The sequence below is a fragment of the Paraburkholderia sp. HC6.4b genome (assembly GCF_014200875.1).
In the GTDB taxonomy this organism is placed as follows: Bacteria; Pseudomonadota; Gammaproteobacteria; order Burkholderiales; family Burkholderiaceae; genus Paraburkholderia; species Paraburkholderia tuberum.
Genome location: NZ_JACHDC010000007.1, coordinates 87,836 through 100,183, shown reverse-complemented (window position 1 = coordinate 100,183; position 12,348 = coordinate 87,836). Strand labels below are relative to the sequence as shown.

9 protein-coding genes and 2 pseudogenes are annotated in these 12,348 nt (G+C 63.1%); 4 read left to right on the top strand and 7 right to left on the bottom strand.

The window, feature by feature from the left end; all coding sequences use genetic code 11:
* Nucleotides 1-37: 37 nt before the first annotated feature.
* The 3 genes from HDG34_RS12695 to HDG34_RS12685 form a co-directional block, all read right to left on the bottom strand.
* On the bottom strand, nt 38-1,072 hold the full coding sequence (locus tag HDG34_RS12695; RefSeq protein ID WP_184060485.1) for an SGNH/GDSL hydrolase family protein: 1,035 nt from the start codon (nt 1,070-1,072) through the stop codon (nt 38-40).
* 131 nt (nt 1,073-1,203) lie between these two features.
* A complete protein-coding gene (locus HDG34_RS12690; RefSeq protein WP_018424716.1) occupies nt 1,204-1,629 on the bottom strand; it encodes a DUF3830 family protein in 426 nt (141 codons plus the stop codon).
* Nucleotides 1,630-1,929: 300 nt separating this feature from the next.
* Nucleotides 1,930-2,841, bottom strand: a complete 912-nt coding sequence (locus HDG34_RS12685; RefSeq protein WP_184060483.1) for an AraC family transcriptional regulator — start codon at nt 2,839-2,841, stop codon at nt 1,930-1,932.
* A gap of 182 nt (nt 2,842-3,023) precedes the next feature.
* Between HDG34_RS12685 and HDG34_RS12680 the strand changes: the two genes are divergently transcribed.
* Nucleotides 3,024-4,025: a LuxR family transcriptional regulator gene (locus HDG34_RS12680; protein WP_184060481.1), complete on the top strand. Its 1,002-nt coding sequence runs from the start codon at nt 3,024-3,026 to the stop codon at nt 4,023-4,025.
* Between the two features lie 76 nt (nt 4,026-4,101).
* Here HDG34_RS12680 and HDG34_RS12675 read toward each other — a convergent pair whose 3' ends face one another.
* The 4 genes from HDG34_RS12675 to HDG34_RS12660 all read right to left on the bottom strand — a co-directional run bounded on the left by HDG34_RS12675 (nt 4,102) and on the right by HDG34_RS12660 (nt 8,849).
* A complete protein-coding gene (locus tag HDG34_RS12675) occupies nt 4,102-4,863 on the bottom strand; it encodes an ABC transporter permease (RefSeq protein ID WP_184060479.1) in 762 nt (253 codons plus the stop codon).
* Complete coding sequence (locus HDG34_RS12670; protein ID WP_090810431.1) at nt 4,860-5,786, bottom strand: ABC transporter ATP-binding protein; 927 nt, start codon at nt 5,784-5,786, stop codon at nt 4,860-4,862. The genes HDG34_RS12675 and HDG34_RS12670 overlap by 4 nt, the downstream gene beginning before the upstream one ends.
* 256 nt (nt 5,787-6,042) lie before the next feature.
* Nucleotides 6,043-7,737 carry a tannase/feruloyl esterase family alpha/beta hydrolase gene (locus tag HDG34_RS12665; protein WP_184060477.1) on the bottom strand — a complete coding sequence of 565 codons (1,695 nt, stop codon included), beginning with the start codon at nt 7,735-7,737 and terminating at the stop codon, nt 6,043-6,045.
* Nucleotides 7,734-8,849: an OpgC domain-containing protein gene (locus tag HDG34_RS12660; RefSeq protein ID WP_184060475.1), complete on the bottom strand. Its 1,116-nt coding sequence runs from the start codon at nt 8,847-8,849 to the stop codon at nt 7,734-7,736. Before HDG34_RS12660 ends, HDG34_RS12665 begins: the two co-directional genes overlap by 4 nt.
* 66 nt (nt 8,850-8,915) lie before the next feature.
* On the opposite strand from HDG34_RS12660, the pseudogene HDG34_RS12655 reads away from it, so the two are divergent.
* From HDG34_RS12655 to HDG34_RS39830, 3 genes and pseudogenes are all read left to right on the top strand, one after another.
* Nucleotides 8,916-8,984: pseudogene (locus HDG34_RS12655) on the top strand (transposase); the annotation flags it as partial.
* 127 nt (nt 8,985-9,111) lie between these two features.
* Nucleotides 9,112-9,190 (top strand): annotated as a pseudogene (locus HDG34_RS39100) (IS6 family transposase); the annotation flags it as partial.
* 907 nt (nt 9,191-10,097) lie between these two features.
* A partial coding sequence (locus HDG34_RS39830; RefSeq protein WP_311735644.1) for an ESPR-type extended signal peptide-containing protein occupies nt 10,098-12,348 on the top strand: 2,251 nt, incomplete at its 3' end.

Here is a 12,348-nt window from a genome sequence, read left to right as displayed (position 1 = left end):
GCGGGGTGCCGATAGCGCGCCCCGCCGTAGTCTCCCCTCACCGCCCCAACCCACTATGCGCGATCTGCTGCTCGACGAACTGCGCAAACAACGCATGCATATGCGTCGTCGGATGCAAATCATCGGCGAACATGTAAGTCTGATCCGCATTGGCGCTCACATAGGTCGCCGGCGAACATAGCAGCGCGGTGTCATCGGGCGTTTTCTTCGGATCGCAGGCCTGCCCCGTATTCGACACGGTAAAACCGTTCGCCTGAAAGCTTCCGATGACCTGATTCGTCCACGTGTACGAATCGACCTCGATCACTTTCGACTGCAGCCCATCGGTTTGCAACGCGGCGTTCAACGTAGCGTTGAAAAGCTGCGACAACTGCGTGAGGTTCGCGCCACCATCGGCCGAAGCGAGCCCCTTCGGCGACAGCCCGATATTCGGCAGATTGATCACCACCACATGCGCGCCGCCGTTCTGCACGATCTGCCCGACGAGCTGGGCGAGCGTCGTGGCCGCCGCCTGCACGATCGGCGCCGCGGCGGGCAGGTTGCCGGCGCGGAGCACATCGTTCGCGCCCACCCACACGAGCACGAGCTGATTGGCGTTGAAGCTGCCGTGAGCGCTCAGATAGCTCGACAGTTGCTGATTGACAGGCATTTCGACGTTGCCGATGACGTCGCTCAGATAGTCGTACTGGTTCGCCGGCGTCGCCACCGTCGAGCCCCCTTCCGCGTAACCGAGGCCGCTCTGCGCACTCAGCTTATGCGTGAAATCGATCGTGAACGCGGCGCTGAGCGTATCGCCGTAGTATTGCGCGACCTGCTGGGACCACACCTCGCCGGGGTTGGTCGTGAAACGCCCGCCTCCCACCGCGCTCGCGAGCGGCGCATAAGTCCCGACGTCCGACAGGCTGTCGCCGAACGACACGACCTGCAGCTTGACGCCGCCAGCCGGCTCGGCCGCCGCGCTGCCGCCGCTACTCGACCCGCCGCTGCCGTCACCGCCCCCGCCGCAAGCCGAAAGCACCACGATCGACATGGCAAAAACTACAGCGCGGACCTTGTCATTTATGCCTCGCATTTGCTCCTCCTCGCCGGGCGGGCCAGCGGTGTCGAGTGCCTCACGTGCGTGGTCGGTGCCGGATCGATACCTGACCGCACGCGGCTCTTCAAACAAGCATCGCGTATGCCCAGCAAGGAAATGCGGCTCGCTCAAAGCCTCTCGAACACCACCTCCTGCGCGCCTTCCCACAGCACCTTCGTGCCGAGCTCGCGCAGTTTTTCCTTGCCTTCGACGATCGTCAGAAAATGATTGCCCGCGAGTTGCCCCATCTTGCTCGCGAAGCAGCATGAGCCATATGCGAGGATGATCTCGGTCTCGCTATAGCCGCCCGGATAGAACAGGATGTCGCCGACCGATGGATGGCTCGTGTGATTCTCGAAGCCGACCGCGACGCCGTCGTTCTCGAGCTTGAATTCGCCGAGCGGCACCCAGCAGCCCTCACCGCTCCAGCGCACATGGATCAGCTTCTGCCGGTACGGCAGCAGCTTCAGGAAGGCGGCCACGGTCTGCGGCGCATCGGGATGGGTTTCGGCGATGAAGGCGTGGCCGCAGGCGGTCATCTTGAGTCGGGTCATGGCGCGTTATCCGGTATGTGGGGTTCAAAAGCGGTTCGATTCTGTCGTCCGATGCAAGGTTTCGACAGATACAGTTGTCGGCGCTGCGGTCAGTCCAGTTAGACCACGTCCGATCGCGGGCGGCCGGCCGAACCGCGAAGCCTTGCTCCACGTGCCATGCCAGTTTGCACCGCGCGCCGCCACGAAAGTTCGTAGTTTGCAAGCCGCGCAATGCAAAGCACACTGCGCAAGTGCGTGATTCCGACTGTAGAAAGGCGAGCCGTTACGGCGTGCGCAGGCAAGCATCAGCCGGCGTGCATCTCAAGCGCGCAGCCGGTAGGCGAGCGGCGTCGCACCATAGCCACGCTTGAACTGCACGGAGAAATGACCGGCATTCTCGAAGCCAACTTCGAGCGCGATTTGCAGCACGGTTCGATCCGTGGCGCGCAGCAGCCTCGCCGCTTCCTCGAGCCGCAAGCGCGTCACGAACTGATGCGGCGTCTCCCCGGTCTCGCGGCGAAACACCCGGGCAAAATGAAAACTGCTTAGGCCGGCCTGCTCGGCCAGTTCGGCGATCGCCAGATCTTCGGCGAGATTGGTGCGGATGTACTCGGTCACTCGGCGAATCCGGCGCGGCACCAGCCGTTCGGGCCGCGTCGCGCCGCCGCGCCGCGCGTCGTTGCCGCTCGAATAGTGCTGCAACAGGTGCGCGGCGAGCGCGTGAGCCAGCGTATCGACATACAGACGCGAATCGGCCGGATCGCGGGCGGCGCGATGCAGCGCGGCAAGCATCGCGGCGATCAGCGGATCGTTGAAGCGCATCGCGTCGCCGAGCGACAGTTCACGCGACGCGTCGAGCCCCATCTGTTGCGCGACGCTGTCGATCAAATCGCGCTCGATGTGCACGTGCAACGTAGACAACGGCTCGTCGCTGATCGAATGCCAGCGCCACGAGATCGGCGTGGGCGGCACGAACCACAGGTCGTTCACGCGCATATCGGCGCTTTCCCAAGCTCCGCCGAGGTTGCGTTCGAGATGCTCGGCGCCGCTCGCGAGCGTCATCAGCGTGAAGTCGCGCAAACCGGGCGCTTCGAGCAGGTCTTGCCGCACCGGCTCGAGATACGAGCGCAGCACCAGATGCCGCCACTCGCGATCCACGCTCGACACGAGTCGCTGGCCGGCCATGTAGCGGTCGTAGGCGAGCGTCGTCGTGAGCTTGGGAATTCGTGCCATCACATCCCCTCGAAGGAGGTGCCGTATGGAAGGAGAAACGCCGCCGTACCCGTATTGCCGGTCCACTGTCAGCGCAAGATCACAAAAATGATAGCAAGGAACCGGCTACCGACATTTCACGAAATCGCTAATCATTGAGGTTGTCGTCTTTCACGCGTTTAGAACGCCGGAGCTACCGTTTCATGGAACATGAATGCGATACGCTGCCGCAATGGCTGACCGGCTCGCCGCAAGGCGAAGCCGGGCACGCGTCGGCAGCACACCCGAGAGCGGCATCCGCCCAACCGGCTTACCCGGCCGGCGCGCGGCACGCCGCGCAATCAGCCCACGCGGCTGAAGCAGTGAAGATGTCTCCCCGCGCCGCGAATGGTGCGGGTCGCAGTGGCTTTCTGACTCTGTTCACCGAGGAAGAAATCGGCACGCCGTCGCCCGCGGCGGGGCGGGCCGCGCCGCTGATCGGTCCGCTCGGACGGTTCGGCAGCGCGCAGGACCGCATGGAGTTCGTGCGTCGGCGCATCAGGCAATTGGGCTTCGACTCGTTCAGCTATACCGCCACGCGCACGTCTTCGCATCACAAGACGATGTTCGTGTTGACGAGCTACGAGTCGCAGGCATGGCTCACGCGCTATTTCCGCGAGCGCTATTTCGAGCTCGATCCGCGCGTCGCGCTCGCGTCGCCGACCGGCATGCCGTTTCTGTGGAATACCGCCGACCTGCGCGCCGACCTGCCGCGCGCGCAGCTGCGCAGCGAGCGGCTCGGCGCGCTGATCGACATGCTGGAGGCGACCGGCCGCAAGAGCGGCATTCTCACGCAGATGCCGCTGCCGGAGCCGGAGCTGAGCGCGAGCCTGTGCTTCAATTCGGAGATCGGCAACCCGCGCTGGATGACCGAATCGATCGTCGCGGAAACGCTGATGTTCGCGCACTCGATTCATGAGTTCATCTGGATGCACGCGAAAAGCGTGATCGGCATCGCGCCCGCGCAGCAGCAGCGCGTCGCGCTGAGCACGCTGCAGCACGCGGTGCTGAAGGCGGTCGTGCAGGGGCAGCGCGACAAGGAAATCGCGTATTTCCTCGGGCTGTCGCCGCATAACGTCGACTATCATCTGCGGCGCTTGCGGCAGCTGTTCAACGTGCGCAACCGCGTGCAGTTGATCAATGTCGCGCAGGCGTATCTGTTGTAGTCGGCGTCTGCGCGTATCGATGAAGAGGGCGCGACGGCTTTTCGCTGTCGCGCCCTCTGCTAATCGCGCGGTCTTATCAGCTTTTCAAGCGATAGCCGGTCCTGAAGATCCAGCCGACGATCACGAGGAACACCGCGAGGAACAGCAGTGTCATGCCGAGACTCAGGCCGACGCCGACGTCGCCCAACTCGTAGAAGCTCCAGCGAAATCCGCTGACCAGATAAACGATCGGATTGAACAGCGTGACGGCGTGCCAGAACGGCGGCAGCATGTCCACCGAATAGAAGGCGCCGCCGAGAAACGTGAGCGGCGTGACGATCAGGAGCGGCACCAGTTGCAGCTTCTCGAAGCTGTCCGCCCAGATGCCGATGATGAAGCCGAGCAGACTGAACGTGACGGCCGTCAGCACGAGAAACAGCACCATCCATAATGGATGCATGATCTGCAACGGCACGAACAGCGCGGCGGTCGCGAGAATGATGAGCCCGAGCAGGATCGACTTGGTGGCCGCCGCGCCCACATAGCTGACGACGATCTCCAGATACGATACGGGCGCCGACAGCAGCTCGTAGATCGTGCCCGTGAAACGCGGGAAGTAAATCCCGAACGACGCGTTCGCGATGCTTTGCGACAGCAGCGACAACATGATCAGACCCGGCACGATGAACGCGCCGTAGCTGATGCCCTCCACTTCCTTGATACGCGAGCCGATCGCCGAGCCGAACACGACGAAGTACAGCGACGTGGAAATCACCGGCGCGATGATGCTTTGCATCAGCGTGCGCCACGTGCGCGCCATTTCGAACTTGTAGATCGCGCGCATTGCGTAGATGTTCATGGGTTCCCCCGCAGCAGACTGACGAAAATGTCTTCGAGCGAACTCTGCGTGGTGTGCAGGTCCTTGAAGCGGATACCGGCGTCGTCGAGCGATTTCAGCAGCGCGATGATGTCGGTGCGCCCGCCCTCGCCTTCATAGGTGTAGGTCAGTTCGTTGCCGCCGTTCGCGACCGCGAGCCCGTAGCCGGCGAGCGAAGCCGGCACCGTGTCGAGGGGGCTCTCCAGTTGCAGCGTCAACTGCTTCGTGCCGAGCTTGCGCATCAGCTCGGTCTTCTCTTCGACCAGCATGATTTCGCCCGCGTTGATCACGCCGATGCGGTCGGCCATCTCCTCGGCTTCGTCGATGTAATGCGTGGTCAGGATGATCGTCACGCCGCTCGCCGCGAGCGAGCGCACGAGCTTCCACATGTCGCGCCGCAGCTCGACGTCGACGCCGGCGGTCGGCTCGTCGAGAAACAGCACGCGCGGCTCGTGCGACAGCGCCTTCGCGATCAACACGCGCCGCTTCATGCCGCCCGACAGCGTGATGATCTTGTTGTCGCGCTTCTCCCATAGCGACAGGTCGCGCAGCACTTTCTCGATGTAAGCGGGGTTCTTCGGCTTGCCGAACAGGCCGCGGCTGAACGACACGGTGGCCCAGACGGTTTCGAACGCGTCCGTGGTCAACTCCTGCGGCACGAGGCCGATCAGCGAGCGGGCCGCGCGATAGTTGGAGCCGATGTCGTGGCCGTCCACCGTCACGCCGCCTTCGCTCGCGTTGACGATGCCGCAGACGATGCTGATCAGCGTGGTCTTGCCCGCGCCGTTCGGCCCGAGCAGCGCGAAGATTTCTCCACGGTGGATCGCCAGATTGATGTTCTTCAGTGCCTGAAAACCGCTGGCATAGGTTTTCGACAGATTCGTGACCGAAACGATTGGCTGCATGGACTCGATGATGGCCGACACCGCTGTTGAATGACAGGAAACGGCGCGAAGGAACGCGCCGCATCCGCAATGTAATGGAAAGTGCGAAAGCGTGCAGCGCACGCGAGCGGACGAACAGATCGTGCGGTTGCGGCGCTACGTGCGCGAAAAGGCGCTGGCGCTCGGGCTGTCGGCTCGTCGGGCGTGGGCCCCGGCTCGGTCCGCACGCTTTGTTGCGCGGCTCGCCGGTCAAACAGGCGCTGCGACGACTCAGACCTCAGGGCTGCGCACAGACAAAACTACTCGCCAGATTTACATTGCCTCGGCCGAGATAGCGCGGAAACCCGGGATAGCGGCACAGCGGCCGCGAGCGTCCATTCGTCGCCGCGGCGAGATCTGTGGCCATCAGCGTTTCGGGCGCGATGCCGCGCGTGACCCACGCGTCGAGCGCGCCGAGCAGATCGACCGATGGAATGAACACGCCGTTGCCATGCTGAAACCCCGGCACCATGTACAGCCGCATGAAGCGATCGACCTCGTCCTTGCCGAAACGCGCGACTAGCGCGTCGTGATATGCGATCGTCTGGTTCGGGCTGATCACTTCGTCGGCGAGACCCTGCAGCGTGATCAGCTTGCCGCCGTGCGCGATGTAACGCGACAGGTCGGGGTTCATCGCGCCGATCGTGCCCGACAGCGCGATCAGTTGCGCGCGATATTTGCCGGGGCGTTGCGGATCGAACGTCAACGAATCGAAGTCCGCGTCGCGCGCGACGAAGTAGCGCAGATAGCCGTCGCCTTGCGCGAACAGATAACCGTTCGCATAGAACGTCGGTACCGGTTGACGCCGCGGCTGATGCGCGAGCCCGAGCGCGCCGGTCAGTTGCGTGCCCTGGAACACGTTGTAGCCGCGATAGCCGCTCACCTCCCACGCGAGCCGATACGGCAGCGACAGCCCGTCGCGCATCGCCAGCAAGGTGGCCAGTTGCGCGTCGGTCAGACACGCATCGTCAGATGAAAGGCGCAGCGCGCAACGCAGCGAATCGACAATTTGCGCTTCGTGCGCGCGACATGCTTCGACGTCGCTGACGATGCCGTCGGCCATGCCGTCGAGCCGGTCGCACACCTCGAGCGTGCGTTGATAGACGCGTTCGAGCAGCGCCGGCGGCACGAAGCCGCCCGGCGTACCGTACTCGGCCTGGCCGAGCTTCACGCCGATCAGCCGCACGCCGGAAAAATTCAGCGCGGGCGCATTGGCGATCACGCCGTCGTAGTCGTCGGGGAAGCGCTGCATCACCGTGTAGCCTTCGCGGCCCCCCGTCGAGCCGCCGGCAAAATACATGCGCTGCGGCGGCCTGCCGTACGCGTGCGCGATCAACGCGAGCGCGACGTCATGGGTTTTCTTCAGATGCGCGTAGCCGAAGTTCGTCACCGCTTCATCGACGAGACCAAACTCCGCGAGCGACGAATCGCCGACATGGCCCGAGTCGTCACCGAACGTCGCGTAGCCTTGCGCGAGGGGCGCGCGATCCGGCGAGAACGGCATCACGCCGGTGCCGCTGACAACCACGCCGTTGTACCCGCCGCCGCCGATCTGCAACGCACGGCCATTCCAGCGACTCGGCAGATTCAGATCGAAGCGGATGTCGGGCGTTGTCCGATTCAGCGCCTTGATGCGGCCCGTGATGCGGCAATACTCGCCGCCTTGCTGATTGCCCGGCGCGGTCGCACCGATCATCGCCGCGCTTTCGATCAGCGCGCCGGCCGTCGGCATCTCGATCAATTCGGGCGACAGCACCGCGCCCGCGAACTCCGCGCAGTGCATCTCGAACGGTGTCTCTTTGGCCTGCGCGGCCGTGCGATGCATCGCGAGCCACGCGAGCACGACGACGCTCATCACGGTTGCGAGTCCAACGAGCTTGCGCGTCGTGCGCATCGTGGTCGTGATGCGCACGCGGCGCTCGCGTCGTGTCATCCGCAACCCGCGCCATTCGCCTGTGCGCCCGACTGCTGCCCTTTCCAGCCGCTCCAGCCGCGCGCGATCATCAGCAGCGCGCCGATCGCCGCGAGGTCGCCGCCGAGCCCGACCAGCACCGCGCGAAAACCGTGAAACGTGTGCGGTGTCGCCGTGTCGATGATCAACGACACCAGCGTGCCGGTCACGAAGCACACGAGTCCGGTGCGCCCCACCGTCACGACGGCGGGCAGCCGCCTCGCTAGCCACGCGATACTGCCCATCCGCACGAACTGGGCGGCGAGCCACGCGATGACGATGAAATTGATCACACGTTCCACTGAAAGATTCTGCTTGTGCGTGCCGGACAAAGGCTGCGTCAGCACGAAAAGTTTGACCATCGCGAAGCCAAGCACCGCGACCACCGCGACGCGCGTGAGCCACTGCGCGGTATAGCTCGCATGAAAACGTTCGCTGATCGGCTGCACGCGGCACAGCATACCAAGCATGAACATCAGTTGCCACGCAAACGGATTAAAAGCCCAGTCGGCGACAGCGTCAATGCTGAATAACGTGGCGAGCGGCCGCGCGACGGCCCACACCGCGACGCTCACCGCGAGCGCGAGCGATGCAGAGCGGCGCGCGAGCGGCACCATCACGGGCACGCATAGCGCGAACAGCATGTACATCGGCAGCACGCTGGACAGATACGGTTGCCGGCGCAACAGCGCGATATCGAATGCATGACGCCATGGCTGCAACGCGAACGGCGGCCAGCCGGTCATTTCTACCATCGGCCGATTCAGATCGAGCAGCGCGAGAATCGCGCCGGACACGAGCGTCAGCATCGCCGTCAACAGATACGCGCGATAGATCTCCCCGCAGCGTTTGAGGAAGCGCAGCTGCGCCGCGTGTTCGCCGCGATGCGCAAGCACCGTCGTATACGCCGCCGCCGATGCATAGCCGCCGAGAAACACGAACACCTCGGCCGAATCGCACAACGCGTACGCGTGCAGCATCAGATGCGATAGCGTGCTGCCGGGAATGTGATCGAGCACGATGACGATCAGCACGATACCGCGAAAGAAATCGACTTCGACCGATCGTCCACGGCCACGGCCTGGGGTTTCCATTCGTCTTCTCGAAGAATGCGCGCTGGCGGCACGCAAGAACGTCAATGGCCACGCATCAGCGGGTGCGATCCTGAACGCACGCAGGCTTTCTTATCGAGCTTCGGTCCGATCCGTCAGCACTTCGCGCTCAAGCGAAGGCCGGCATGACCAGCCGGATGGCGGGCTGTTCGCTAAAGGGATCGGTGGCTGGCGGAAACCATGTCGCACTCCTGTCCTCACCTAACCGCTTGACCACAGTTGGGGCTCTGCGGCGTGCACGGCAGAAGTATTTGTGACGTTGCGCGGCGAGCCTTACCTGCTGTGGCGCGCTGTTGATCAACACGGGACTGAACTCAATATCTTCATGGAGGATGGCGGCTCTCAGCGTTCTTTCCCGCTCGAGAAACTCCAGCTGCAGGCGAGTCTGCCGGAGAGCGAAATCGGTATAGCGATCCTCGACGTAGTCCGTGACCGTCGATTTCAGCACAACGCCGGTCAACAGCACCAGGACAAACGAGACCGCGACGCCCGCGCCCATGACGAGCGTCCGCTGATAGCGGTTCAGCCTGCTCGGCTCATCAACGCGTGAGTCGCGGTTGAGCGTGTGAACCACGCGTCCATGCCTGCTGGAATCTGTGCTCTGTGATGGCATGGCGGATCTGAATCAGGGACGCAAGGAATGATTTCCGCATCATACGGCGATTCCGACTCGTTGCGTGTTTGATGTCGATTGAGCCGCCTGTGGCGGGCGGCGTTGCGGTTTGCGCCTGTCCCCGCCTTCACTTCTGGTCGTCGCCTGTTACGTGAAGCTCGACTGAAACCCGTTCGGCGCGCGGTTGCACTCGTCAGCGCAAGCATTGGCGACGGGCATCGCTGAACTGTTGACAGTTGATGAAACACATAGGGCACCCTTTCCACTATCTGCCGTCCCGTCAAGATTTCTGACCTTGCCACGCTCTCCGCGTTAGCAGGCAGTGCCGCCATCTCAAGCGCTGCAGCGCTCAAATACCGGCCCGCGCCGATTCGGACCGGTCCTATTTTTATCCAATCTCAAAAATATAGACTGAACCCAGTTACAGAGATTTAGCAAAGGCCTGCCCCAGATTGACTCGGCAGAAATCTGGCCGATTCTTACTGCGGCCATGAGCTTTCTGGATCGTCATCGCCCCCGTTTTTGCAGCTGATATCGAACAGCAAGAAATGGCAACGGCGATTTGGCATTAGTTCGCATACCTCAGTTCTTTTTCAAACTTTAAAAGGAATCATGTCATGAACAAGTCCTATGTCAGCATCTGGAGTGAAGCCCTTGGGTCGTGGGTGGCTGCATCCGAGCACACTGCACGTCGCGGCAAGCGCAGCAAGTCACGCTGCGTGATGGGTAGCATCGGCGTAGCCTTGGGTGTGATTGCCGGCTACAGTGGGAATGCTGCTGCTAAAGTTGCGAACCCTATTGGCGCCTATGGCAACATTGCTATTGACAATTCGACCAGCACCGCCGTCGCTGCTTCTGCCAGCACTCCTGGATCGATAGCGATTGGTGCTGGTGCAAACGCTAAAGGCGACGTTAATTATGACGGTAGCTCGGCCATTGCCATCGGCGATTCAGCCGAGGCGAGCGGGGGTGGCACGATTGCGCTCGGCGAAATGGCCGTTGTCAACGGTGATCGCTCGGCAGCTTTCGGCCCAGCTTCAACCGTGAGTGCCTCAGATTCTGTGGCGCTCGGTTTCGGGAGCACGGTCACCGCGACCAATAGCGTAGCTTTGGGCGTGAATTCGGTGGCCGACCGGGCGAATACGGTGTCGGTAGGCACGTCCACCGGCCAACGCCAGATTGTGAACCTGGCTGCAGGTACCCAAAGTACGGATGCCGTCAATCTGAGCCAGCTCGGCGGAGTGGTGAATGTGCTAGGCGGTGGGGCGGCGATCGAGTCGGACGGCACGATCAGCGCGCCGAGCTACAGCGTGGGCGGTACGACGGTCAACAACGTGGGTGATGCGTTTGCCAACATCGACGAAAGCGTGCGCCGCAACGCCACATTGATGGATAACCTCAACGATGGCCTAGTGATGATCCACAACATCGCGCTCGACAACAGCAAGGACATCGCGATCAACAAAGCCGACATCACGAAGATGAGTGGCGACATCACGAACGTCACCAACAGCCTGAACGACGGCACGATCGGTCTGGTGCAGCACGACGCAGCGACCCGGAACATAACGGTGGCCAGGGATCTGGACGGCACGACGGTGGATTTCGGTGGCACTGAGGGCGCGCGCACGCTGAGCGGCGTGAAGGCCGGTGCGCTGAGCGACACCAGCACCGAAGCGGTGAACGGTTCGCAGCTGTACGCCACGAACCAGCAGGTGGACCAGAACACCAACTTGATCACCAGCCTGGACGACCAGGTGACGAATATCGGTGGCCAGGTCACCGACGTGTACGAGAAGGGCACGAAGTACTTCCACGCGAACTCGACGGGTGAGGATTCGTCGGCAGTGGGTCAGGATTCGGTGGCGATCGGTATGGGCGCGGTGTCGAACAACACGAATGATGTGGCGCTGGGCGCCTCTGCCACGGCCAGCGGGGGAAACTCGACTGCAATCGGTAATCACGCTCAGGCGGCAGCCGCCTACGCCACTGCGCTTGGTCAGGCGGCTGCTGCAAGCGGGTTCGTCGCAACTGCGATCGGTTCGTCCGCTGAGGCGGCAGGCGACCACGCCACTGCGGTTGGTGCAATGGCTGATGCGGCAGGCGCCTCAGCCACTGCGATCGGTACGTCCGCTCAGGCGGCAGGCGGCTGGGCCATTGCGATCGGTTCGCACGCTCAGGCGGCAGGCATAGATGCTATTGCGCTTGGTGCGTACGCTGCTACGACCGTGGATAGGGCAACGGCACTGGGCGCCGATGCTTCTGCAACGGAGAAGGGCTCGGTAGCGCTGGGCGCAGGCTCGACGACGTCTGCGGCGGTGGGCACCAGTGGAGCGACCATCGGCGGGACGGATTATGCGTTCGCCGGTGCGAACCCGGCGAGCACGGTGAGCGTGGGCAGCGCAGGTAACGAGCGCACGATCACGAACGTGGCCGCAGGCCGCCTGAGCGCGACGAGCACGGACGCGGTGAACGGTTCACAGTTGCACGCGACCAACCTGAGCGTGACGGCCAACGCGACGAACATCGCGGCCAACACGGCTGCGATCACCAGCATCGACGGCCGCGTGACCAACGTGGAAGGCTCGGTCACGAACCTGACGCAGCAGCTGGACGGCGGTAGCGTCGGCCTGGTGCAGCAGGACGCGACCAGCAAGACCATCACGGTGGCCAGGGACCTGGACGGCACGACGGTGGATTTCGGTGGCACTGAGGGCGCGCGCACGCTGAGCGGCGTGAAGGCCGGTGCGCTGAGCGACACCAGCACCGAAACGGTGAACGGTTCGCAGCTGCACGCGACCAACCAGAACGTGACGGCCAACACGGCCAGCATTGCGGCCAACACGACGGCGATCACCACCATCGACG